Here is a 22388-nt window from a genome sequence, read left to right on the forward strand (position 1 = left end):
CCGGCGCTGCTGCGCTCGACAAAACGGTTATCGATCAGCGAGTGAAGAATCCGGTGGGCGGTGGAGGGGTGTAGCCCGGCATCGGCACTCAGGACTTTCAGTTTCACCGGCTTTGAGTAACGGGAGATAACATCCAGCAGCAGTGTGGCCCGGTCGATAACCTGAATCCGGGCTTCTGGTTTTGTATCTGACATAGAGATCTCCTGTTAAGGGCTGATGTAACGGCTTGATGCTTTTTATATTGTGCAATTTTTAATGAAATTACCACATAGCAACAATAAAAAACTGTATTTCATAATATGAAATGCTTAGTTTTCAACCATTTTCACTATTTTATTCTTTTAATTTCAGTTAGTTAGTAAAAATAAACGGGCAAATAATTAAAATTTCATAATATGGAATATTTGCATATTGCGGAAGTTAATCGTTCTTCTTATGGTGAATAACACTTAAGTCTTACTGCTTCAGACGATCCTGAGCAGAGTGCTTTTTTCCAACACTTATAAAGAGTATTCACCATGACAGATCAGAATCCTGTTTTTATACCCGGCCCGACCAATATTCCTGATCGGTTACGCAATGCGATGCATCTCCAGACCCGCGATCACCGCGCGCCGGATTTTGTTGAAACATTCGCTCCGGTACTGCGCGACTGCAAACGTGTTTTTGGTACTGAGACTGGTGAAGTGATTACCTTCCCGTCCAGTGGTACCGGCGGTTGGGAAGCCTCTATCTGTAACACCCTGTCAGCGGGTGACAAAGTACTGATCGCCCGCTACGGGATGTTTTCCCACCGCTGGATCGATCTCTGCCAGCGCCACAATCTCGATGTTCAGGTTATTGAGTGTGCCTGGGGCAGCGGTGCACCGGCAGACAAGTTTGCCGAGGTGTTGAGTGCCGACAATGGCCATGAGATTAAAGCGGTACTGGTAACCCACAATGAAACGGCGACCGGTGTTAAGAGTGATATCGCCGCCGTTCGTCAGGCGATGGATGCGTCGGGCCATCCGGCACTGCTGTTTGTTGATTGCGTCAGCTCACTGGCATCGATGCCGTTTGAGATGGATGCCTGGGGCGTTGATATTGCGGTTTCCGGATCGCAGAAGGGCTTCATGCTGAATACCGGTATGGCCATTCTGGGGGTTAGCCAGAAGGCTCTGGCCGCGATGGAGACGGCGACTCTGACCCGCACCTTCTTCGATTTTCGCGACATGATGGCCGCGAATGCCAACGGTGGTTTCCCTTATACGCCTCCGTTGCAGCTGATCTATGGCATGAAAGAGAGTCTGGCGATGCTGTTTGAAGAGGGGCTGGAGAATGTCTATGCCCGTCATCACCGTCTGGCTGAAGGGGTGCGTAAAGCGGTTGATGCCTGGGGGCTGAAACTGTGTGCACAGTCGCCGGAGCTGTACTCCGATACGGTTAGCGCGATCTATGTACCGGAGGGTTTTGACAGCAACCAACTGACCGAACATGCCTTTAATGCCTACGGTGTTTCCTTCGGTATCGGTCTGGGGGAGATGAACGGTAAAGCGTTCCGCATCGGCCATCTGGGCTCACTGACTGACGTGATGGTGCTGTCGGGTCTGGCGACGATTGAGATGGCGATGGCGGATCTGAACTACCCGATCACGCTGGGCTCCGGGGTTGCCGCCGCACAGGAATATTTTCGTAAGACTGCCAGTAAGAACTGTGCCTGATGTTAATTTTTGAGGTATCCCATGAGCGCTACAAATGAACAGAAGATGACGATCCCCACCTATGATGATGTGCTGATCGCCCATGAACGGATTAAACCCTATATCCATGAAACGCCGGTGATGACGTCGCGTTTCCTCAATGAGCTGACCGGTGCAGAGTTGTTTTTTAAGTGTGAAAACCTGCAGAAGGCCGGGGCCTTTAAAGTACGCGGGGCATCCAATGCGGTGTTTGGCCTGACCGAAGCCGAGGCGGCGGTGGGGGTGGCAACTCACTCCTCCGGCAACCATGCGCTGTCGCTCTCCTATGCGGCGGGCCAGCGGGGCATTCCGGTGACGGTGGTCATGCCTCGCACCGCGCCTCAGGCGAAGAAGGATGCGGTGCGCGGCTATGGCGGCACCATCGTTGAGTGCGAACCCTCAACCAGTTCCCGCGAAGCGGTGTTTGCCGAAGTGGTGGCTGAATCCGGGGCTGACTTTGTTCACCCCTATAACGATCCACGGGTTATTGCCGGACAGGCGACCTGCTCCAAAGAGTTGCTCAGTCAGGTGGATAACCTTGATGCGGTGATCGCTCCGATCGGTGGCGGTGGAATGATCTCAGGCACCTGCCTGACACTCTCCACCATCGCGCCCCAGGTGAAGATCTACGCCGCAGAACCGTTGAATGCGGATGATGCCGCTCGCTCTTTCCGGGCCGGTCATATTATTGCGGATGATGCTCCGGATACCGTCGCCGATGGCCTGAAAGTCCCGCTGAAAGACCTGACCTGGCACTTTGTCAGCAACCATGTCACCGACATTCTCACTGCCACCGAGGAGGAGATTGTCGAGGCGATGAAGCTGGTGTGGAAACGAATGAAGATTGTGATTGAACCCAGCAGCGCAGTGCCCCTGGCGACCATTCTGAAGAATCCGGAACTCTTCAGAGGCAAACGGGTAGGGGTCATTATTACCGGCGGAAATGTCGACCTCGACAAACTGCCATGGCTGAACAACTAAGAATTTTGACAGGAGAACACCAATGAATGCACAGAATGAATTGCACAATCTGGAAGTAGGGTACGACGTTCCGGCCATCCCGGGAATGGATGAAGCAGATATCCAGACACCCTGTCTGATTGTTGATCTGGACGCACTGGAGAAGAATATCCGCACCATGGGGGATTACGCTAAGCAGATGGGCGTTCGCCACCGGGTGCACGGCAAGATGCATAAATCCGTTGATATCGCGTTGTTGCAGGAAAAGCTGGGCGACAGTTGTGGCGTTTGCTGCCAGAAAGTGTCCGAGGCGGAAGTGTTCGCCCGTGGCGGTATTAAAGATGTACTGGTGTCGAATCAGGTGCGTGATCCGGCCAAGATCGATCGTATGGCGCGGTTGCCGAAACTGGGTGCCCGGACGATCTGTTGTGTTGATGACATTGAAAATGTCGCGGAACTCTCTGCTGCCGCGCAGAAGCATGGCACCCAGATTGAGTGTCTGGTTGAGATCGACTGCGGTGCCGGACGTTGTGGTGTGGCTGCGGGACAACCGGTGGTGGATATCGCTCAGGCGATTGATGCGGCTCCGGGTCTGAAGTTCGCGGGCATTCAGGCGTATCAGGGCGCGATGCAACATCTGCAGAACTACAACGAGCGCAAAGAGAAAGTGGATATCGCCATTGAGATGGTGGCCCGTTCGGTTGAGATGCTCAAAGCGGTTGGCCTGGAGTGCGACATCGTTGGCGGTGGTGGTACCGGTTCTTACTACTTTGAGGGTGCTTCCGGTGTGTATAACGAGTTGCAGTGTGGCTCTTACGCCTTTATGGATGCGGATTATCAGACCATCCATGATGAAAACGGTGAGCGGATCTCTGAGTTTGAAAACTCACTGTTTATCCTGACCTCCATCATGAGTCATGCGAAAGCGGATAAAGCGATCTGTGATGCCGGTCTGAAAGCGCAGTCGGTTGATAGTGGACTGCCCTACGTGTTTGGTCGCGATGATGTGGAATATATCAAGTGCTCCGATGAGCATGGGGTGATCTCCGATCCCAATGGCGCACTGAAAGTTAATCAGAAGATCCGCCTGGTGCCGGGACACTGCGATCCGACCTGTAACGTTCACGATTACTATGTGGGTGTACGTAACGGCAAGGTTGAGACGCTGTGGCCAGTCTCCGCCCGTGGTAAGGCTTATTAATAAAGGGGTCTTATTAATCTCATCTTTACGGTAGCAGCCCGTCCGGGCGCTACCGGTTATCCGAATAAGGAGAATATCTATGGGTGGTTCTATTGAAGAACGTAGTTTTGAAGAGCTTTCTCCGGTTGATGCAGGCGCAGGAATATCCCTGGTATCTGAAGCGGTATGTGAACAGGTGGTGGGTCGTCCTGAAGCCTTCACTGCCGTTGAAAGCGTGTTTGCTGCGATGGCCAGCGGTGCTGCCTATAACTTTCCCGTGGTGCGGGAAGCGATCGGCCACGCGGATGCCCTCTATGGGTTCAAGTCCGGTTTCGATCGTGCCGGGATGGTACTGGGGGTTAAATCCGGCGGCTACTGGCCGGGCAACGTTCATAAAAACCTGACCAACCATCAGTCCACCGTGATTCTGTTTGATCCTGATACCGGCCAACTGCGGTCGCTGGTGGGGGGCAACTATCTGACGGCGGTACGCACCGCTGCCGCGTCGGCGGTGTCTATCGCTCATCTGGCGCGTAAAGATGCCCGGGTGCTGGGGATGGTGGGTGCCGGACATCAGTCAACCTTCCAGTTGCGGGCCGCTCTTGAACAGCGCAACTTTGAAAAAGTGGTTGCCTGGAACCCCCATCCGGAATACCTGTCCCGACTGGCTGCCGTGTGTGAAGAGCTGGGTATGCCGTTTGCCGCCGTCGAGCGGGAACAGCTGGGCGCCGAGGCGGATGTTATTATCACTATCACCTCAGCGTTTGAACCGTTGCTCATGAAGCAGTGGATTAAACCGGGAACCCATATCGCCTGCATGGGCACCGATACCAAAGGTAAGCAGGAGGTTGATCCTGAACTGCTGGCATCAGCCTCCGTCTTTACCGATGAGGTGGCGCAATCGATCAGTATCGGTGAAGCGCAGCATGCAGTCGCGTCCGGGCTGCTGAATGAAGCCGATATCACGCCGATAGGTGAGGTGATTAATGGCACCCATCCGGGTCGTCGGGATGATCTTGAGATCACCCTGTTTGATGGCACCGGGGTCGGTCTGCAGGATCTGGCCGTCGCTTCTGCAGCAGTCGAGCTTGCACAAGCCAAAGGGTTGGCAGGGCAGGTCTCTTTGTAACTGAGCACTTTATAAACAAGCTTTTTATAACTGAGCTGACTGCCCTGAGCAGATCTTGTCTCTCCCGCTGAGCACCCCTTCCGACGGACGGGGTGTTTTATCGGTTAATCCTCTTTGTATTACAGGTATCCATGATGGCTTCTGTTGCGCGATTACGACTGCGTCAGCTGCTGGACAACCAGCAGTGTGTCACATGCGCGTCTGTGTTTGACCCCCTGTCTTCAAGAATGGCGGATGATATTGGTTTTCAGGTTGGCATACTGGGTGGCTCGGTGGCCTCGCTGATGTCGCTGGGTGTGCCGGATATCTATCTGCTGACCCTGAGTGAGCTGGCAGAGCAGGCACTCAGGGTGTGTCAGGCGTCAGACCTGCCAGTGATTGTTGATGGTGATAATGGTTATGGTAACGCCCTCAATGTGATGCGTACGGTGTCTGAGCTGGAGCATGCCGGTGCGGCGGTGATCACTATCGAAGATACGGTGATTCCCAGACCGTACAAACAGCCGGAGCTGAATCTCAGTACGGTGGAAGAGGGATGCAGTAAATTGCAAGCCGCGCTGCAAGCCCGTAACGATGCTGATATGGCGATCTTTGCCCGCACTCATGCACAGCAACCCCATCGGGATCTGCTGCAACGGGTGGATGCCTATAGTCGCACGGGTGTTGATGGTATCTGCATTTTTGGCCAGATCTCCAGGGCGCTGCTGGTACAGCTTAACCGGGTGACTGATCTGCCATTGATGCTGATCGATTATGCAGAGACGACGGTTTCTGCAGAAGAGATGATGCAGCTGGGGGTAAGGATCCACTTCAGGGGTCATCGCACCTATGAAGACTCCGTTAAGGCGATCTATCAGTCACTGCTGCAACTGCATCAGGGGGAAGCCGCCAGGTGTGATCAGAGTGCCAGGCAACTGATCGGACGTTTTGCTGAGCAGCAGCGATTCAGGGCCATCAGCAGCGATTACCTCGATCCTGTTGCCCGTTAAGCGGTTAACTATTAAGCAGAAGCCCAATCAGCGCCGCCGGTTCGTCAATCAGGTAATCACTGTTGGCACCGCTCAGCTCGTCAGCTTCGCCATAACCCCAGCTGACCGCCACCGAGTTCAGTCCATGTGCTCTGGCCGCCTGAATATCATTGCTCCGGTCGCCGATCATCCAGTGGCCGTTGTAGGGGCGGGAATGATCTTTGATCAGCTCGCCCAGATGCTCAGTCTTATCACTCTTATCGCCGTTCAGTTCACTCCCATGAATACCATCAAACAGGCTGGCCAGACTGGCATCCTGCAGTAGCCACATAGCCTGTGTCTGGGGTTTAACCGTGAGTACCCGTAGCCGTAGCCCGGCGTCTGAAAGCTGCTCCAGCACCTCCCTGATACCGGGATAAACCTGATAGTTGCGAATCCCCTGTTGCAGATAATGTTGGCGGAAGCGGATCACTGCATCCTCAATCAGCGCTTTCTCAGTGCTGTTCATCAGTCGGGCAAAGCTATCGCGAATGGGTGGGCCAAAGCAGCGTTGTAACTGCTCAGGGGCGGCCTGTGGATAACCCAGGCTGGCGAGCGCATTCTGGATCGATTCACCAATCCCTCGTTGAGAGTCGAGCAATGTACCATCAAGATCGAAAAAAACAGTAGTCATCGTGGCTTTATATCGGTTTGTCGGGAGAGAGTGGGGTATTGTACACAATTTTCAGGCTAGCGGTTTGTTATCCAGATACTGCTTACCTCTGAAAGGTATGAAAAAAAAGACCGTCAGCGTCCTGACAGTCTTAAACCCTCACCGAGGGGAGTCAACAAGAATCTTACCGACAATGATAGGTTGCCGGTGAAGAGACAGCACCCTGAACGCAGCAGATCCGCGATCAGAGATCATCGGCTGCCATGCCACAGTGCTATTGCTATTGTGGTTATTCCTGACTGTTAGGTCAACTTGTGGGGAGGTAATGTCGTTTCATAATATGGCAACAATATATCTTACAATATGTATACAATACTTTAGTCTGACTGTAAGTTTTAACTATATATTCGTTTTCTCTACCGCTGAGTGAGGGTTGCCCTCAGCGCCGAACGATCAGATTTCTCAATTAATAAAATTAACAATTCAGAGGTAACACTGATGGTCAGACTTAATCTGGAAAATTCGATCACCATAACCCAGGCAGCATTTAATAAAAGCCGCGAGCTGAATACCTCGCCATTAACGGTGGCGATTCTGGACAGTGCGGGCAGGCTGATCTCGCTGCAACGTCAGGACGGTTCCAGTATGCTGCGGCCGGATATTGCGATAGGTAAGGCCTGGGGGGCGGTGGCAATGGGTAAATCCTCTCGTGAACTGGGTCGGGATGCACTGGAACGTCCCGCCTTTATTGCATCCTTAACGACGCTGGCCCAGGGGCATCTGGTACCGGTGGCCGGTGGTGTGCTGGTGCGCAACAGCGAAAATGAGGTGGTTGGTGCTGTGGGGGTCAGTGGTGATCTCTCTGATGTGGATGAGCTGTGTGCTATCACCGGGATTCAGGCCGCCGGGCTGATCGCGGATGCCGGGGCTATCTAGCGTATAGTCGTTTACTAAGACCGATAAAGCCTCCGACCAGACCTCCAGTCAATCGGGGGCTTTTTGCTATTCAGGCTGTAGGTTTTTGACCCCGCAACCTTTCAGTATCAGCCGGGTGAGTTGCTCTGCGGCGGTGTCGTAGTCGGCCTGACTCATCTTATCTTTGCCGGTCACCCGGGATATCTGCCAGTCAAAATCGGCATAGGTCTGGGTGGCCGCCCAGATGGTGAATAGCAGGTGATGGGGGTCTACCGGGTCGATCAGCTGGCGTTTGACCCAGGAGGCTATTCTGTTACTGCTGACCCGGGTCTGTTCCATCATCTGTTCAGCAATATCCTCAGGCAGATGGGGGGCACCATGCATAATCTCACTGGCAAACACCTTCGAGGCGTGGGGATACTGTTGCGACACCCGGATTTTGGCACGGATATATTGTTCCAGCACGGTGGCCGGATCATCGTTCTCGTAAAACGGTGTGGCTGCCTGCAGCAGGGGATCAATTACGCTTTCAACAACGCTGCGGTAGAGGTTTTTTTTACTCTTGAAGTAGTAGTAAACATTGGCTTTGGGGAGGCCCGCATGGTTGGCTATATCCATGGTTTTTGTCGCGGCGTAACCCCGGGCGGCAAAAATTTCACTGGCAGCCTGAATAATCAGCTCCCGGTTACGCTCCCCTATTTTAGCCATCGTTGACCTGCTTCCTTTTGTTATTATTTTAACCGTAAGGCAAATTGCGGGGCAATGTTAGCATCTGGAATAAACCGGGCTCAAGTGAGTCAGGTCATGAAAGTCGCCACTCTGTGGACGTAAAAAACAGAAAGCCCCGTGGTGATTCACGGGGCCTCTCTGTCTTGGTCGGGGTGTCTGGCCCCGCGAGTATTGGTCTAACAACAGTTAAGCGTATTATCGGGTCAACGCGCCCTGAGCGATCCAGGTGCCCAGCAGATCCCGTTCCTGCTGCGTCATCTGGGTGATATTACCCAGCGGCATCGCCTGGGTGGTAATCGCCTGTGCCTGAATGCGGGGAGCCAGCATCTGGATCTGCTGCGGATTATCCATGATGACCCCGAGAGGTGCGGCGGTAAAACCGGCAAAGGTCGGTGTGGCCGAGTGGCACACGGAACAGCGCTCATCGATGATCTGCTTCACCTGGGTAAAGCTGACCTGGGTGGTGGATGTTTCAGCGGTTTTCGGTGCGGTGACAAACGCCAGTGCGATCATCCCCAGCGCCGCCGCGGGAAGGGTCCAGACAAATTTCTGGCTTTCGTGACGGGTGTTAAAGTAGTGGCGCACCAGCACACTCAGTATCGCTAAGCCAGCCAGAATCGCCCAGTTATACTCGAAGCTATAAGTGCTGGGGAAGTGGTTGCTGATCATAATAAACAGCACCGGCAGGGTGAAGTAGTTGTTATGCCGGGAGCGCAGTAAGCCTTTAGCTGGCAGCGCAGGATCAGGCTCGCGCCCTGCATTAATTGCCCCCACCAGATCGCTCTGTGCCGGCATAATGATAAAGAATACGTTGCCCACCATGATGGTGCCGATAATAGCGCCGATATGGATGAACGCCGCGCGGCCACTGAATACATGGGTGAAGCCCCAGGCGGCGGCAACCAGCAGAACAAACAGCACCAGGCCCAGCAGGGCGGGTTGCTTACCCAGGGGGGAATCACACAGGGTGGTATAGATAAACCAGCCCGCCACCAGACTACCGACACTGATGCCGATAGCGGCAGCCGAGCTGAGGTCTGAACCGGGCGCTACCAGATAGAGTTGTGCATTGAGGTAATACACCACGGCCAGCAGGGTAAAGCCTGACAGGAAGGTGGCGTAGGCTTCCCATTTAAACCAGTGCAACTGCTCCGGCATTTTTGGCGGCGCCAGTTTGTATTTTTCCAGATGGTAGATGCCGCCACCGTGGATCGCCCACAGATCGCCGGACAGACCTTCACGGGGGTTCCTCCGGTCCAGGTGGTTCTCCAGCCAGACGAAATAGAAGGACGCGCCGATCCAGGCGATACCGGTAATCATATGTACCCAGCGTACCGCCAGGTTTAACCATTCAGTGATATGGGGATCCATGGTTTACTCCTCATATAGTGACACTCATAGCTTTCGCTAAAGGCCAAAGTGTTAATGTTCTTGTTGTGCATTGGTCGCTATTGGCTGCTCTGTGATCTGACTCAAGCACTGTTCTTAAGGGCTTCTCTCAAGGAGTGATCTCAAGGGCTGTTTTCAAGGACTATCTCAGTGTCTTCAGCAAAGAAATATTCATCACAGTTATTGCCCTCACCCTCACGGTCAACCACCAGGAAGTCATCTTCCGGCACGCAGCTTAATACCGGGTGATGCCAGACGCCGGGGTGGTAATTGATCCCCTGGCTGCCATCGGTGATAAACGCCCTGATATTGGCAGGCTCTGGCACTTCGCCGGGTTCTGCAACAATAATCAGAAACGGGTTCTGCTTCAGGGGAATAAACGCCTGACTACCAAACGGATGCCGCTCCAGCAGTTTCACCCGCAACGGCATTGCCAGCCCCTGAGCGCGGAAGATACTGATAATCCCCCGGTCGTCCGGTTTGCCCAGCATCACCTCTGCTAAACGGTGAAAGCGCTGGGTTGAGCCGTTGTTGATCATGAAAAAATCACGATCCCGGGTTGCAATCACCGTGCCATAGGGGGCGAATGCGGTGGCGGTCAGCGGTTCCGGTGTCAGCGTCAGCCTGGTTTGTTCAGTCATTTAAAGCACCTTGGTTCTTAGCTCTTAGTCCGTAGCTCTTAGTCTGAAGCTCTCAGTCCGTAATGCGGCCAAACAGCCGCAGTCGGCTGATACCGCCGTCCGGGAAGATATTCAGCCGGATATGGGTGATCGGCCCCAGCGCCTTGATCTGCTCACTGAACTCATGTTCCTGATGCATCTCCAGTTTCTGTGACGGCAGTAACTCTTTCCAGAACAGGCTCTGGGTTTCGATCTGCTCATCGGTGCCGCCTTTAACGTAGGCGGCCTGAATGGAGCAGCTGTCCGGGTAGTTGCCCTTAAAGTGCAGGGTGTCCACCACGATACGGCTGATCTCGCCTGGATGTCCCAGGGCCACGATTACCCAGTCATTTCCCGGTGTCCGGCGGCGGGCGGTTTCCCAGCCATCGCCCATGTTAACTCCACGGCCGGGGTTGAGGATGTTGCTCATCCTGCCGAAGTGTTCGTCACTACAGGCCAGCGCCCGACCACCATTGAGGGAGGACGCCAGATCAATCTCCTGATCGCTGCCGATCTCAGACCAGTTCAGGTAGGGGGTGCCATACACCCGTAAACGGGCAACCCCGCCATCCGGGAAGATATTGAAACGGATATGGGTCCAGGGCTGATCATTGCTGATGGCGTGCAGGTGGTGGCTATTGCCATTCAGGCTGACGGCACTCAGGAGTTCGGTCCACTCGGCATTATCCGCAGGGTCGCCATCAGGGCAGAAGCAGGCTTCCAGTGAGGCTGAAGGCGGGTAGTTGCCGGTGAAGAACGAGGTATCGATATCGACGCCGCTGATCACACCGGGCACGCCGAGGCGGATAATGGTGTAGTCATAGCCTTCAAAGCGTTTGCGGCGGGATTCCCAGCCATCCATCCATTTGCCATTGTCGTCAAAAACACCCTCTTTCCAGACGGGGGCTTCGGGTTGTAGCATCCGGTCGACGGCGGCAAACCAGTCGTCGGTTACAAAAATGGCCTTGCTGCCCAGACGGGCGTCAGCCAGGTTGATCTGTTTCTCAAATGTTGTTGTCATTATTTTACTCATCTAGCGTAAATTGGTTACATAGCTTCCAGTCGGAACTGCGCTATTTTGTTGATTTCCTGTAATGCCCGGCTGAACTCCTGCTCGGGACTGTTATGGATACGCTCTTCAAAGGCCGCCAGAATCTGGTGCCGGTTGCTGCCCTTGACCGCCATAATGAACGGAAAACCAAATTTCGCTTTATACGCATCATTCAGCTGGGTAAAACGGGCGAACTCTTCTGCGGTGCACTCACTGATGCCCGCACCGGCCTGTTCTGACGTTGAAGATTCGGTCAGCTCACCCGCAATAGCGGCTTTTCCGGCCAGGTCCGGGTGAGCATTGATCAGATCCAGCTGAGATTGTTTATCAGACTCGAGCAAGATCTTTGCCATGCGTGCATGCAGAGCCTCTATCTCATCACAACGGCTATCGATTCCCTGATCAAAGGCCTGCTCAGCAACCCAGGCCGAATGCTCATAGATGTCGCCAAAGGTACTGACAAAGCTTTCGCGGCTCATCTGGCTTGGGGTGCAGCTTTGAAACTGAGCGTGACTCATGATGCGCTCTCCGGGTTAAAGGGGTGTTCGGTGTACCAGTGTTTGGCAATGTCGATGCGGCGACTGAACCACACCTGCTCATGGCTCTGGGCATATTGGATAAACCGTTCCAGTGCTGCGATCCGGGCCGGACGACCGATAAGACGGCAGTGCAGACCGATAGAGAGCATTTTTGGTGCATCGGCGCCCTCTGCGTACAGGGTGTCGAAACTGTCTTTCAGATACTGATAGAACTGTTCGCCACTATTAAAGCCCTGTTGTGTGGCAAAGCGCATATCGTTGGTGTCCAGTGTATAGGGGATCACCAGATGGCCCTTGCCCTGATTATTGACCCAGTAGGGCAGGTCATCGTCATAGGCATCGGAGTCATACATAAAGCCACCTTCCTCCATCACCAGCTTACGGGTGTTGGGGCTGTTGCGACCGGTGTACCAGCCCTGCGGACGCTCACCGGTCACCTGAGTGATGATTTCGATGGCACGCAGCAGATGATCACGCTCTTCCGACTCATCAAAATACTGATAGTCGATCCAGCGATAACCGTGGCTGCAGATCTCATGGCCGGCCTCGACCATCGCTTTTGCTACCTCCGGGTGACGCTCAATCGCCATCGCCACAGCAAAGATCGTCAGGGGGATCTCGTATTTACTAAACAGTTTCAGTACCCGCCAGACACCGGTACGGCTGCCATATTCATAACAGGACTCCATACTCATATGGCGCACACCGGGCAGCGGCTGTGCCCCCGGCATCTCTGACAGAAACGCCTCGGACTCGCTGTCACCGTGCAGAATACAGCGCTCGCCCCCCTCTTCGTAGTTAAGAACAAATGATATAGCGATACGGGCCTCACCAGGCCAGCGGGGATGGGGCGGGTTGCTGCCATATCCGATCAGATCACGGGGATAGTCATTGTTCACAGGGGCACTCCTTAACGAAACAGTAAGCATCTATTGGACTAAATAATGGATCAATCCAAAGTGGTATGCAATCATTGTATACAATATTTTTTGAAAGTAACAAGCGAAAATAGGCAGTAAATTCCAGGTTATCCTGGGTGGATCTTCACTGAAACCGATGCTACACCTTTAAGATCAATGGTTTCAGGGTTTGATTTCAGGATGTGATATTGCTTAGATAATAATGTATACAATAAATTAAAAAATTGTCTTTAACTGTGGTTTTGGCTGTTCTATAGTGTAGCTATCTTCAGATCAGTTTAGTCGGGTCTGCCAAAAGATAAGTCGCAAACGTTTATCTATGCAAAGCGTAAGTATAAAAGAGAGGATGAATAACTTATGGGTTATCTGACAACACATGTGCTGGATTCAGCCCACGGCTGTCCTGGCAGTGACATACCTGTCGCGCTCTATCGTATCAGTGACACTGGCCGCGAACTGCTGCATACCACCCTGACCAATGATGATGGCCGCTGCGATCAGCCGGTGTTGGAAGGAGCTGTTTTTAAAAAGGGCGTCTACGAACTGGTCTTTAGTGTTGGCAGTTATTACCGTAAACGGGGCGTCGAACTACCGGAACCCGCTTTCCTCGATGATGTGGTACTGCGCTTTGGTATTGCCGATGAGGAAGAGCACTACCATGTACCGCTGCTGATCTCGCCTTACAGCTATTCGACGTATCGCGGGTCTTAACGGCAGTCGCTAGACGTCGCTTCGCTCCTTGCTAGTTGTTAGAAAAAGCGTTTTTGCGCTCGTTCCCATGCTCCGGCGTGGGAATGCATACCCTGATACCACGACCGATGATACTTTTTAATACCCTGTGTTTGCTACGCCAGAACGGCTTTCAGAGACCAAAGGTTAACCACAGAGAACACAGAGGTCACTGAGAAAGGCGTCATTTATTGTCTCTAATCTTCCCGTTACTCGCTGTGGATAATCCCAGTATTTTTATATAAACAGTTCATTGGGATAACTCAGAAAGAGTGGCACGTTTTGCCACTGGCATAACCCTTTAAAGTGGTGCAGAATCAGGCAAATAAGGATATCAACAGGTGAGATTATGTGCTGGTTGGAAGTACCAAAACGCGCATGCGCGTTATCAGGGATAAAAAACGACGTGCTTCAGTATTGCTCTTTTATTTCAAATAGATATAACTCTCTCATCCTCAGACTTGTGGTGTCAAAGCGAGCAGGCACACAAAAAAAACATCATAAACAGGTATGAATCCAGTACTGAGCATAATCGGTATTATTTCTTTGCTGCTAGGGGGCTTCCTGATGGCAAGGGCTCGTTTGCTCATGTGGAAGCATCGAAAGTCCAATGTGCTTGGCGTCCGCGAAGGTTTCTCTGCTGCACTAGTTAAGGGTGACCTGAATAAATACGTTGAAGACAGTTGGGTTCCAAGTATCAAGCGCCATGCGCATTTCGGATTGGCGTTGTTTACTCTTGCAGTCTGGTGCTTAGGGATTGGACTCAGTGGTTTATAACAAAGCGTTCAACTTTCAGCCCTGCGGGCGTTATAAGTCCTAAAATAAGAGACCAGTTTTATGCCAGAACCCGATCCATTAAAAATTATGAGCTTTGAAACACCGGATGACCTCGGTCGGTGGCTTAAAGAGAATCACGCTACTGAAAGTGAACTTTGCATACCCTGATACCACGACCGATGATACTTTTTGATCCCCTGTGTTTGCTGCGCCAGAACGACTTTTAAACCTCAAAGGTTAACCACAGAGAACACAGAGGTCACAGAGAAAGGCGTCATTTATTGTCTTTAATCTTCCCGTTACTCGCTGTGGATAATCCGCCCTGCTATATACAGTTGATAGGCATAACTCAGAAAGAGTGGCACGTTTTGCCACTCAGGGGGCTGAAAAAAGGCGTACTTTGCCACTGTTGTTCTCACATAGACGAATCATTGTCTATGTGGATAGAAAGACCTGATTTACCTGAACAGATATGGTCAGCAAGAATTCCGCCCTGATAATCACCACTGTTCTGACGTCGAAATGGAATGGGCATCTCATCAAAAATATGCTCAAGGCGAGCGCGCCAAACCGCAAACTCTTCTTCAGCTGCCGATATTTCTATTTTTCCGGTACCGTAAACAGCATGGGTAGTTAGCACATCAAATCCAGGGAAGAAGAGTGTGCCGTGGGTGATTGGAAATAATAATTCGTCTAGTGGACCATTAATGCCTCGCGGGGCATAGTCTTCCTCCGGGCCACCGACCATGACCGACAGCAGGGCTCGCTTGCCTTTAAAAATGCCGTCGCCATAACGATAACGGTTTCCTTCGCCTTTGTATCCATAGGCAAATCCATGTGCATAAACCCGATCTATCCAGCCTTTTAGAATAGCCGGCATCCCATACCACCACAGTGGGAAATGAAATATGACTAAATCAGCGGCAAGCAGCTTACGTTGTTCAGTCGCTATATCGGGGGATTGCTGGTCGGTTGCATAGGTATTCCCAGACTCCTGGATAAAGTCGAGTCGATCTGTGTTTATGCGGCACGGAAAGTCGCTTTCATCAAAAATAGCCTTCCACTCCATATTGTAGAGGTCTGATTGAAGGACTATGTGGCCTTGCTTCCCGAATATTTGTATCGTCTCCCTCACGAACTGGCGAGTGAGGGATGCGGGCTCTGGATGTGCATACACAACAAGCACTGTCTTTGGCATAGCTGTTTTCCTCTGTTGGGTTCAACGAGTAAGTCACTCGCTTTCGGTAGAAACGGAATTCAGCATGCAATAGAATCAGTTATTGTAAAAATTATAGTTTTTATGAACAGGTAATAAATATATAAATACTAAGCGGTTGGATCTCAATTTACTGGCAACGTTGGAGGCATTGCTTGAAGAGCAAAATGTCACCAGGGCTGCCGCTCGCCTACATTTAAGTCAGCCTACCGTCAGTGCCCAGTTGAACCGGCTAAGGGAGATGTTTAATGACCCGCTACTTATCCCGGCTCAGCGCGGCATGATTCCTACAGCAAGAGCTTTGGAGCTGCGGTCTCCTTTGCACGGTGCGCTAAATCAGGTGCGGGATACGCTGACAACACACCAGCACTTTGAACCTGGCCAGGCAGAATTAACCCTGATATTGGCTTGTACCGACTACCTTCAAGAGGCCATCGGATTGTCAGTTGTTAAGGAGCTGAGAAGTAAAGCTCCCAATATCAGAGTCGGATTACGGGCTCTGGAACCCTCCCGATTAGAAGCGCAGATGGCTGACGGTGAAGTGGATCTTGCGTTCATGACACCCAAAGAAGCACCTCAGGTTTTACGTTCCCGGCACTTATATGATGAAATCTATGTCCTTGTTGGGCGCCAGGATCATCCGCATATTTTTGACGGGATGATGATTGAAGATTATGTTCAGCTTGAACACGTTGTGGTTTCGCTCAGTGGAGGCAGTTTCTATACATCCATTGACCAGATTTTGGAAACGCAGGGGCAGTCACGCAAGGTTGTGTTATCGGTTGCTTCATTTCTGCTCATCCCCGAGATCGTCGCTCAATCAAACCTTGTCGCGCTGGTGCCACAGCGTTTAGTTGCTGAGCGTAAGGATCTGAAAGTCGTCGCGTCTCCTATCCAATCTGCAGGATTCTCTGTTGGTATGGTTTGGCATGAACGCAATCATAGTCACAGCGCTCACCGCTGGATACGTGACTTGATAAGGCATAAAGTTAGCAATGAAGCATAAGTGCAATAACAAATTGCTGCACACCGATAAGCTATCTCGCTTCGCGCGAAATTTATTGGTAAGCAAAGCGTTGTGTGAGTAGGAGTCCAATGGACCGGGTCGTTAAAGATCGCTTCGATAAATATCCAGAAAGTGCACGTGCCAGGTTAGAGGAAGTGAGAAATCTCGTCTTTAAAGTCGCTGCTGAGTTGGAGTTGGGTGACGTCGAAGAGTCTCTTAAATGGGGTGAGCCAAGCTACAGTGTCAAAACAGGAAGCCCGCTCAGAATGGACTGGAAACTGAAGTCTCCCAATCATTACTTTCTCTTCTTCAATTGCAAAACTAAGTTAGTCGATACATTCCGGGAACTGTATGGTGAAGTGCTAGAGTTTCAGGGAAACAGAGCAATAGTGTTGTCATTATCAGAGCCACTGCCAGAAGGAATCATAAAGCACTGCTTAGAGTTGGCTTTAACGTATCAATAGCGTAAACATTTACCGCTTCTTGGTGCGTGAAAAATTCAGATCACAAAGCGTTTAAGAGAGACTTTCAACGCCTGGTATTTTTAGTTTGAATCTGCGGTTTTGGCAGGGTAGTAGCGTTGCTAACCCCTGAACGCTGTGTTGTTTGAAAACGAGGGTTAGCTCTACTTCAATTGGCCTTTGTTGCAAGCTTCAGGCTGTCGGATAACTCCAACAGCCGCTATGTAGTTAGTCTTAAAACAGGGGCGGTTTTATTTTGCTCTGAGAATATGATTCTGGCCCAATACAAAAAACAGAACCTGACGTTCTTGTGATTCGGAGCATTCAATCCCCGCAGTGTGTTTGCAAAGATCCTGAACCTAACGATGGTCTTTTGAGATTGAATAGCGACCAGTGCTGATTTAGCATGTGAGATATTCGTTTGCTGATATCGCGGTAGCCAGCCATGAGACATGAAAAGAAAAAAGTAACCCAAAAAATGATATACAGAGCCGTGGCTAGCTCTACGGCTATCGAAACAAGGGAATCTGTGGATTCGATAGAGCTAAAGTTGCAAGTAAATAAGAGCAAGTATCGCTCACTGTCTTTAGCCGTCTAGAGTATTGCTAACCAACCTTTTAAAAATGGAAGTTGGCGTGACTGGTGTCAGTTATCAATAGGTCAGAGACTTAATATAGTGCCATCAGACAACAATGAGAATGGAAAGGCAATCAATGCAAAAGAAATCTATCTTGAAAACGCATAGCTATAGCACATATAAGCCACCTCGGAGTCAATAGAATATAACGTACTTATCTGGCCGCGAAGCGGTCAGAGATTAAAGGGCTCAAAGCCCTTCTTGATCAATACCTTTTTGCTTTTTCTAGCTAGCTCGTACTGCAAGGATTAAGAGTGTGGATGCTTCATTAAACCAAGCAATGCTTGAAATATCATACGGTAGGATGGCCTTAAAAGTTCATTCTATCGAAAGGGCGCTGGTGCTTATTTCGGCTGCTAGGCTCTCCGACAGCCCTAAAGAGTGTGATTCTCTCATCGAAAAATATAAAAAATTACCGTTAGGTAAGTTAGTTGGTTTAGTTCGAGATAAAGCCTTTTTCGATAGTGAAATAAATGATCACTTACAGAATCTTGTGAAAGTGAGAAATGAGCTTGTGCACGAGGTTGGTGACCTAGTGTCAGATTCAATATTCTCAGGCGGAAAAGCTGGTGACATTATTGAGTATATTGCTAGTTTTACTGGATTTCTCAATAATACTCTAGATTTTTTGAGGAATGAGCTGATTAATGCTGTTGAGTTAAAAGGGATAGATTTTTCTAAACTACAGGACATCTCATATAAAGCTGTTGCGAAGTGGCACTCTTAATAAATATTCAAGAGCTCAAATCCCTTAAAATAAAAGGCTCATAGTGGTTTTCGATTTCACCAAACCTTCTTAATATCACAGAAATCTGTCCTATCACTCTTGCTGTTAAGAAGGCTCTTCGAGCGACGAGCAAAACGGGTACAGGCATTCGGACCACGAGCTACAGTTTTCTCAGTTAGATCATTATTCAATGGCGGCATATATGATTCAGGTTGTAATAAGATGGTATGTTAGAGTGACTCTAAAATGATTGTAAAATTTTTGATGCTGTTAGGCCTACTTATTTCAATGGTTTACTGCTTAAAAGGATTAGCCTTCCTACTCAGTTTCTTTTACTCATTATGGTTCAAAGGAATGTTTGATCATAAAGCATTAACAAAGTCCGTTTTGTACATTAGTCTTGTCTTATTGTTTTTTTTCTTTTGTGTTAATAGCAGTCTTCTAAAAATGATCCCGCCTAATCAGGCGTTATAGAAAGATAAATGAATTAAAGAGATCAGAGCAATCGATTTCACCAAACCTTCTTAATAGCACAGAAATTTATTCCATCACTCTTGCTGTTAAGAAGGCTTTCCGAGCGACTAGCAAGCCGGGTACCGGCGTTCGAACCACGAGCCACGGCTCTTATAGTTCGATCCACGAGCGATGTCCCCGCTTTTTCTAGCGACTAGCTAGCGGCGGAGCCGCGATCTCGCGACTAAATATTTAATCCCCCCGTCTAGCCAGCCCGCTTATATACCGCTAATATTTCCCCTACGTCCCTGAACACAGGGTCGGCGTCGCTCGGACGGTTCCGGGCGCTTACGTTAATAGAGGTTACTATGGCCGAGAATTCTGGCACACCACCCGTACGTCATTTTTCCCGTATAGATCGCTTGCCCCCGTACGTTTTTAATATCACCGCTGAGCTGAAGATGGCGGCGCGCCGTCGTGGCGAGGATATTATCGATTTCAGTATGGGCAACCCCGATGGCCCCACACCACCGCATATTGTTGAGAAGCTCTGCACCGTCGCGCAGCGCGATGATACCCATGGTTACTCCACGTCTCGGGGTATTCCACGCCTTCGACGGGCGATCTCCCGCTGGTATCAGGACCGCTATGAGGTTGATATCGATCCTGAAGAGGAGGCGATTGTTACCATTGGTTCAAAGGAGGGGCTGGCGCATCTGATGTTGGCGACGGTGGATCATGGTGATACCGTACTGGTGCCCAATCCGAGTTACCCGATTCATATCTACGGCGCGGTGATTGCCGGTGCCCAGGTGCGCTCGATACCGCTGATTCCCGGTGTCGACTTTTTCGTGGAACTGGAACGGGCGATCCGTGAATCGATTCCGAAACCGAAGATGATGATTCTCGGTTTTCCGTCTAATCCGACAGCACAGTGTGTCGAACTGGATTTCTTTGAAAGGGTGGTCGCCCTAGCCAAAGAGCACGATATCATCGTGGTGCATGATCTTGCGTATGCCGACATTGTCTATGATGGCTGGAAAGCCCCTTCTATTATGCAGGTGCCGGGTGCCAAGGATGTCGCGGTGGAGTTCTTCACCCTGTCCAAGAGCTACAATATGGCGGGCTGGCGTATCGGCTTTATGGTGGGCAATAAAGAGCTGGTGCATGCGCTGGCGAGAATCAAAAGTTATCACGATTACGGCACCTTTACGCCGCTGCAGGTTGCGGCAATTGCGGCCCTGGAAGGGGATCAGCAGTGCGTACTGGATATCGCTGAGCAGTATCGGCAACGGCGTAATGCGCTGGCAAAAGGGCTGCATGAGGCAGGCTGGATGGTAGATATCCCTAAAGCATCCATGTATATCTGGGCTAAAATCCCTGAACCTTATCAGGCGATGGGATCGCTGGAGTTCGCCAAGAAGCTGCTCTCTGACGCCAAGGTGTGTGTTTCTCCGGGCGTGGGGTTTGGGGATTACGGTGATGGTTTCGTGCGCTTTGCCCTGATCGAGAATCAGGACCGTATCCGTCAGGCGGTGCGCGGTATTAAGGCGATGTTCCGCAAGGATGGCCTGATTGAGCTGCCGGAAAAACGCCGTTAAGCATAAGGAAAAACGGGACAGATTTATTGTGCTTATAAAAATGAATCTTTACCCGTGTTTTCCTCTGTGTTCTCCGTGTTCTCTGTGGTTAACCCTTAAAAAACTTACCACAGAGGGCACCGAGTACACGGAGAAAAGATAAAACAGATTCGAGAAAAATGAGAGAAGGGATAGACTGATTTCAGTCATAAGCATGAGCCTCTTTCTCCGCTTTTCCCCCGGTGCTCTCTGTGTCCTTAGCATGCCCCTTGGCTACTGTAGTAAAAACGCTCGATTTTTAAAACGTAGGTGCAATCAGGGGAACGCCATGGGAAAACCGATTCGATATATTCTGGCGACCCTGGCCGCATTCATGATTATGACGGTTGGCTATCTGTGGCTGACCTTTGCCAGCCCCTTTGGCTATAACCCGCCTGACAATCTGCCCGTTATCGAGGAACACGCGACCTATCCGGTATTTGTCTATGGAACCCTCACCAAACCCTGGGTTCGCTGGCTGGTGATGGGGCGTAGTGGCGATGTTGAGCTGGCTGAGTTACCGGGTTTTCGTAAGGATGATCTGGATATTCAGGCAGATAACGGGGCAAGCGTTAATGGGCAGCTGATCATCGTGAATGCCGATGAGTTCAGAGCGTTGGATCGCTATGAACGGCTGGGTATACGCTACGAGAGAATAGAGGTGAGGCTACAGGATGGCCGGTCCGCCTGGGTGTACCGGCTGCTGAAAACAGAATGAATCCGTTCCCGTTTATCTTTCCTCTGTGTCCTCTGTGGTAAAACCGCTCTATTCACTGCAGTACCCAAGGGGATACTAAGGACACAGAGATCACAGAGAGAATAGCGTATGGCTCTGAAGATTAGTTGAACGGAGATAATGGCGGGCACGCTGCTTTATATGCCACCTGACCTTAAGGATAACTCACTGATCAATCCTTCCAGGAGCAGCCTGCCCTGCGACCAGCTCTGGTGAAAGTGTAACTTCGCAGCCCGAAGAGGACAAGATAAGCAGTAATACAATCAACCTGTTCAGCTTTCTCCTCTGTGTCCTCAGTGTTCTCTGTGGTTAAACCGCTTTTGTTTTTTAAAAACTCTCACAGCGAAACTAACCAATATTTTCCATTACCGCATCAGGCAAGTATGATGTTTGCCTGCCTCCATTCCACATCAGATATCAGGACCGACCCGCCATGCCGCCATTATTTGAAGAGATTGATAGCCAGAGCTCGCCATTAGGGCAGATCTCATTACGCAAACGGCGGATGCCTGCTTTTGGTGACCGGGATATCTACGAAGTAAAGCTCGGCGAAGAGTTTCTCATGTCGAGTATGTTTGTTGAGGCGGAAGAGGCGCTGTCGACATTGGGATTGGCGGCAGTGCAGGGCGATAACCTCAGTGTTGTGGTCGGTGGACTGGGGCTGGGTTATACCGCTGTGGCTGCTCTGAAGGATGAGCGTATTGCAGAGCTGCTGGTGGTTGATGCGATTGAGACTGTGATCGGCTGGCACCGGAATGAGCAGGTGCCGCTGGGGAAAATACTGAATGAAGATACTCGTAATCGCTATGTACTGGGTAGCTTCTTCGATCTGGCGACAGACCCTGGGCAGGGGTTTGACCCGGACAGTGCTGGTAAACAGTTTGATGCCATCCTGCTGGATATCGACCATTCGCCTACTGAGTATCTTAATTCCGCCAATGCCAGCTTTTATACCACTGAAAATCTGGCACGGATGGCGCAACAGCTTAAGCCCGGTGGTGTGTTTGCCATGTGGTCGCAAAACCTCCCGGAAGCACAGTTTGAAGCGCTGCTGAAGACTGCCTTTGCACAAGTGGAATCCCATGTGGTCTCTTTTTATAACCCTTTTCAGGGCGGCGAATCGACCAATTCGGTGTATGTGTGTGTGAAGATGAATAAATAGGGTTTGTCTCTGATTTTATTTATTCGCAAAGCGGATTATTTTCTGCCAGTTATCAG

23 protein-coding genes are annotated in these 22388 nt (G+C 50.8%); 14 read left to right on the forward strand and 9 right to left on the reverse strand.

What is annotated here, in order from left to right; translation table 11 throughout:
* The coding region (locus ACQY8X_RS06215; RefSeq protein ID WP_428034281.1) for a helix-turn-helix domain-containing protein at positions 1-194 on the reverse strand (194 nt) is incomplete at its 3' end.
* 324 nt (positions 195-518) lie between these two features.
* Here ACQY8X_RS06215 and bhcA point away from each other — a divergent pair.
* The 5 genes from bhcA to ACQY8X_RS06240 all read left to right on the forward strand — a co-directional run bounded on the left by bhcA (position 519) and on the right by ACQY8X_RS06240 (position 5976).
* Positions 519-1700 carry an L-aspartate--glyoxylate aminotransferase BhcA gene (bhcA, locus tag ACQY8X_RS06220; RefSeq protein WP_091352431.1) on the forward strand — a complete coding sequence of 394 codons (1182 nt, stop codon included), beginning with the start codon at positions 519-521 and terminating at the stop codon, positions 1698-1700.
* Between the two features lie 21 nt (positions 1701-1721).
* A complete protein-coding gene (gene bhcB / locus ACQY8X_RS06225; protein ID WP_428034282.1) occupies positions 1722-2699 on the forward strand; it encodes a beta-hydroxyaspartate dehydratase BhcB in 978 nt (325 codons plus the stop codon).
* Between the two features lie 22 nt (positions 2700-2721).
* A complete protein-coding gene (gene bhcC / locus ACQY8X_RS06230) occupies positions 2722-3879 on the forward strand; it encodes a 3-hydroxy-D-aspartate aldolase BhcC (protein WP_428034283.1) in 1158 nt (385 codons plus the stop codon).
* A gap of 79 nt (positions 3880-3958) precedes the next feature.
* A complete protein-coding gene (bhcD, locus tag ACQY8X_RS06235; RefSeq protein WP_428034284.1) occupies positions 3959-4987 on the forward strand; it encodes an iminosuccinate reductase BhcD in 1029 nt (342 codons plus the stop codon).
* Positions 4988-5118: 131 nt separating this feature from the next.
* Complete coding sequence (locus ACQY8X_RS06240; RefSeq protein ID WP_428034285.1) at positions 5119-5976, forward strand: isocitrate lyase/PEP mutase family protein; 858 nt, start codon at positions 5119-5121, stop codon at positions 5974-5976.
* Between the two features lie 4 nt (positions 5977-5980).
* On the opposite strand, the gene ACQY8X_RS06245 is transcribed toward ACQY8X_RS06240, so the two are convergent.
* Positions 5981-6628 (reverse strand): HAD hydrolase-like protein, encoded by a 648-nt coding sequence (locus ACQY8X_RS06245; RefSeq protein ID WP_428034286.1) that lies wholly within the window; start codon positions 6626-6628, stop codon positions 5981-5983.
* A gap of 477 nt (positions 6629-7105) precedes the next feature.
* On the opposite strand from ACQY8X_RS06245, the gene ACQY8X_RS06250 reads away from it, so the two are divergent.
* Positions 7106-7543 (forward strand): GlcG/HbpS family heme-binding protein, encoded by a 438-nt coding sequence (locus ACQY8X_RS06250; RefSeq protein ID WP_428034287.1) that lies wholly within the window; start codon positions 7106-7108, stop codon positions 7541-7543.
* A 66-nt stretch (positions 7544-7609) separates the two neighbouring features.
* Here the strand turns inward: ACQY8X_RS06250 and ACQY8X_RS06255 are convergent, their stop codons facing one another.
* The 6 genes from ACQY8X_RS06255 to puuE all read right to left on the reverse strand — a co-directional run bounded on the left by ACQY8X_RS06255 (position 7610) and on the right by puuE (position 12818).
* The gene (locus ACQY8X_RS06255; RefSeq protein WP_428034288.1) at positions 7610-8230 is read right to left on the reverse strand and encodes a TetR/AcrR family transcriptional regulator; all 621 of its coding nucleotides are present in this window, start codon (positions 8228-8230) and stop codon (positions 7610-7612) included.
* A gap of 216 nt (positions 8231-8446) precedes the next feature.
* Entirely contained in the window at positions 8447-9622 is a 1176-nt protein-coding gene (locus ACQY8X_RS06260; RefSeq protein ID WP_428034289.1) for a urate hydroxylase PuuD, read from the reverse strand.
* Between the two features lie 140 nt (positions 9623-9762).
* Positions 9763-10281 (reverse strand): ureidoglycolate lyase, encoded by a 519-nt coding sequence (locus tag ACQY8X_RS06265; protein ID WP_428034290.1) that lies wholly within the window; start codon positions 10279-10281, stop codon positions 9763-9765.
* 52 nt (positions 10282-10333) lie between these two features.
* On the reverse strand, positions 10334-11320 hold the full coding sequence (gene alc / locus ACQY8X_RS06270) for an allantoicase (RefSeq protein WP_428034291.1): 987 nt from the start codon (positions 11318-11320) through the stop codon (positions 10334-10336).
* A 26-nt stretch (positions 11321-11346) separates the two neighbouring features.
* On the reverse strand, positions 11347-11868 hold the full coding sequence (uraD, locus tag ACQY8X_RS06275; protein ID WP_428034292.1) for a 2-oxo-4-hydroxy-4-carboxy-5-ureidoimidazoline decarboxylase: 522 nt from the start codon (positions 11866-11868) through the stop codon (positions 11347-11349).
* Positions 11865-12818 (reverse strand): allantoinase PuuE, encoded by a 954-nt coding sequence (gene puuE, locus ACQY8X_RS06280; protein ID WP_428034293.1) that lies wholly within the window; start codon positions 12816-12818, stop codon positions 11865-11867. The genes uraD and puuE overlap by 4 nt, the downstream gene beginning before the upstream one ends.
* A 348-nt stretch (positions 12819-13166) precedes the next feature.
* Between puuE and uraH the strand changes: the two genes are divergently transcribed.
* A complete protein-coding gene (uraH, locus tag ACQY8X_RS06285; RefSeq protein WP_428034294.1) occupies positions 13167-13520 on the forward strand; it encodes a hydroxyisourate hydrolase in 354 nt (117 codons plus the stop codon).
* A gap of 528 nt (positions 13521-14048) precedes the next feature.
* Positions 14049-14315 carry a hypothetical protein gene (locus ACQY8X_RS06290; protein WP_428034295.1) on the forward strand — a complete coding sequence of 89 codons (267 nt, stop codon included), beginning with the start codon at positions 14049-14051 and terminating at the stop codon, positions 14313-14315.
* Positions 14316-14730: 415 nt separating this feature from the next.
* Here the strand turns inward: ACQY8X_RS06290 and ACQY8X_RS06295 are convergent, their stop codons facing one another.
* Positions 14731-15513, reverse strand: coding sequence for an NAD(P)H-dependent oxidoreductase (locus ACQY8X_RS06295; protein WP_428034296.1), 783 nt, complete (start codon positions 15511-15513; stop codon positions 14731-14733).
* 136 nt (positions 15514-15649) lie between these two features.
* Here ACQY8X_RS06295 and ACQY8X_RS06300 point away from each other — a divergent pair, with 136 nt between their 5' ends.
* The 6 genes from ACQY8X_RS06300 (at position 15650) to ACQY8X_RS06325 (ending at position 22332) form a co-directional block, all read left to right on the forward strand.
* A complete protein-coding gene (locus ACQY8X_RS06300; protein WP_428034297.1) occupies positions 15650-16537 on the forward strand; it encodes a LysR family transcriptional regulator in 888 nt (295 codons plus the stop codon).
* 89 nt (positions 16538-16626) lie between these two features.
* Entirely contained in the window at positions 16627-17001 is a 375-nt protein-coding gene (locus ACQY8X_RS06305) for a DUF1801 domain-containing protein (RefSeq protein WP_428034298.1), read from the forward strand.
* Positions 17002-17891: 890 nt separating this feature from the next.
* Entirely contained in the window at positions 17892-18362 is a 471-nt protein-coding gene (locus tag ACQY8X_RS06310; protein ID WP_428034299.1) for a hypothetical protein, read from the forward strand.
* Positions 18363-19183: 821 nt separating this feature from the next.
* Complete coding sequence (alaC, locus tag ACQY8X_RS06315; RefSeq protein WP_428034300.1) at positions 19184-20416, forward strand: alanine transaminase; 1233 nt, start codon at positions 19184-19186, stop codon at positions 20414-20416.
* A gap of 307 nt (positions 20417-20723) precedes the next feature.
* Entirely contained in the window at positions 20724-21152 is a 429-nt protein-coding gene (locus ACQY8X_RS06320; protein ID WP_428034301.1) for a gamma-glutamylcyclotransferase family protein, read from the forward strand.
* Positions 21153-21603: 451 nt separating this feature from the next.
* Positions 21604-22332: a spermidine synthase gene (locus ACQY8X_RS06325; RefSeq protein WP_428034302.1), complete on the forward strand. Its 729-nt coding sequence runs from the start codon at positions 21604-21606 to the stop codon at positions 22330-22332.
* Positions 22333-22388: the final 56 nt, after the last annotated feature.

It is taken from the genome of Amphritea sp. (assembly GCF_050300915.1).
Taxonomy (GTDB): domain Bacteria; phylum Pseudomonadota; class Gammaproteobacteria; order Pseudomonadales; family Balneatricaceae; genus Amphritea.

Excerpts from the sequence above, each read along its gene's own strand:
- bhcA (WP_091352431.1), top strand. The coding sequence starts at position 519 with ATGACAGATCAGAATCCTGTTTTTATACCCGGCCCGACCAATATTCCT.
- bhcB (WP_428034282.1), top strand. The coding sequence starts at position 1,722 with ATGAGCGCTACAAATGAACAGAAGATGACGATCCCCACCTATGATGAT.
- bhcC (WP_428034283.1), top strand. The coding sequence starts at position 2,722 with ATGAATGCACAGAATGAATTGCACAATCTGGAAGTAGGGTACGACGTT.
- bhcD (WP_428034284.1), top strand. The coding sequence starts at position 3,959 with ATGGGTGGTTCTATTGAAGAACGTAGTTTTGAAGAGCTTTCTCCGGTT.
- ACQY8X_RS06240 (WP_428034285.1), top strand. The coding sequence starts at position 5,119 with ATGATGGCTTCTGTTGCGCGATTACGACTGCGTCAGCTGCTGGACAAC.
- ACQY8X_RS06245 (WP_428034286.1), bottom strand. The coding sequence starts at position 6,628 with ATGACTACTGTTTTTTTCGATCTTGATGGTACATTGCTCGACTCTCAA.
- ACQY8X_RS06250 (WP_428034287.1), top strand. The coding sequence starts at position 7,106 with ATGGTCAGACTTAATCTGGAAAATTCGATCACCATAACCCAGGCAGCA.
- ACQY8X_RS06255 (WP_428034288.1), bottom strand. The coding sequence starts at position 8,230 with ATGGCTAAAATAGGGGAGCGTAACCGGGAGCTGATTATTCAGGCTGCC.
- ACQY8X_RS06260 (WP_428034289.1), bottom strand. The coding sequence starts at position 9,622 with ATGGATCCCCATATCACTGAATGGTTAAACCTGGCGGTACGCTGGGTA.
- ACQY8X_RS06265 (WP_428034290.1), bottom strand. The coding sequence starts at position 10,281 with ATGACTGAACAAACCAGGCTGACGCTGACACCGGAACCGCTGACCGCC.
- alc (WP_428034291.1), bottom strand. The coding sequence starts at position 11,320 with ATGACAACAACATTTGAGAAACAGATCAACCTGGCTGACGCCCGTCTG.
- uraD (WP_428034292.1), bottom strand. The coding sequence starts at position 11,868 with ATGAGTCACGCTCAGTTTCAAAGCTGCACCCCAAGCCAGATGAGCCGC.
- puuE (WP_428034293.1), bottom strand. The coding sequence starts at position 12,818 with ATGCTTACTGTTTCGTTAAGGAGTGCCCCTGTGAACAATGACTATCCC.
- uraH (WP_428034294.1), top strand. The coding sequence starts at position 13,167 with ATGGGTTATCTGACAACACATGTGCTGGATTCAGCCCACGGCTGTCCT.
- ACQY8X_RS06290 (WP_428034295.1), top strand. The coding sequence starts at position 14,049 with ATGAATCCAGTACTGAGCATAATCGGTATTATTTCTTTGCTGCTAGGG.
- ACQY8X_RS06295 (WP_428034296.1), bottom strand. The coding sequence starts at position 15,513 with ATGCCAAAGACAGTGCTTGTTGTGTATGCACATCCAGAGCCCGCATCC.
- ACQY8X_RS06305 (WP_428034298.1), top strand. The coding sequence starts at position 16,627 with ATGGACCGGGTCGTTAAAGATCGCTTCGATAAATATCCAGAAAGTGCA.
- alaC (WP_428034300.1), top strand. The coding sequence starts at position 19,184 with ATGGCCGAGAATTCTGGCACACCACCCGTACGTCATTTTTCCCGTATA.
- ACQY8X_RS06320 (WP_428034301.1), top strand. The coding sequence starts at position 20,724 with ATGGGAAAACCGATTCGATATATTCTGGCGACCCTGGCCGCATTCATG.
- ACQY8X_RS06325 (WP_428034302.1), top strand. The coding sequence starts at position 21,604 with ATGCCGCCATTATTTGAAGAGATTGATAGCCAGAGCTCGCCATTAGGG.